The sequence below is a fragment of the Rahnella sp. ATs2 genome, from assembly GCF_051851855.1.
Classification (GTDB): domain Bacteria; phylum Pseudomonadota; class Gammaproteobacteria; order Enterobacterales; family Enterobacteriaceae; genus Rahnella; species Rahnella variigena.
On the sequence record NZ_JBLYPL010000069.1, the window covers coordinates 1 to 443 of the forward strand.

General features: G+C 40.2%; 1 protein-coding gene. It reads left to right on the forward strand.

The genetic code is table 11. From position 1 onward, the window contains the following. Positions 1-305: 305 nt before the first annotated feature. On the forward strand, positions 306-443 hold a 138-nt coding region (locus tag ACJY2G_RS25560), incomplete at its 3' end, for a flagellin N-terminal helical domain-containing protein (RefSeq protein ID WP_439292105.1).

A 443-nucleotide genomic window follows, 5' to 3' on the forward strand; every position in this document is an offset into this window, starting at 1 on the left:
TAGCGTGTAATACGCTACAAGACGTGATCCTTAATACCCCCGCCCTCACAGGCGGGGGTATTTTTTTAATAAAAGAGATTTTTTAATAAAGGAGTTTTTTGTAATAAGAAAGACTCACGTCATCCGCTGAACTAACGCCACAATTGCACGTATTTCATCAAATACGCTACCGAAATAAAAATAACACAAAAACCTGTTTAGTCATTTTTCCTTCCACCGATATTTATTATATGCGAACGGAATGACGCATCACTCAATTTAAATACAGTTGCAGTGTTACATTATAAATACCCGAGGAAATCTCAATGGCACAAGTTATTAATACCAACTCCCTGAGCCTGGTAGCACAGAACAACCTGAATAAATCTCAGTCTTCACTGGGTACCGCTATCCAGCGTTTATCTTCCGGCGTGCGTATTAACAGCGCGAAAGACGATGCCGCA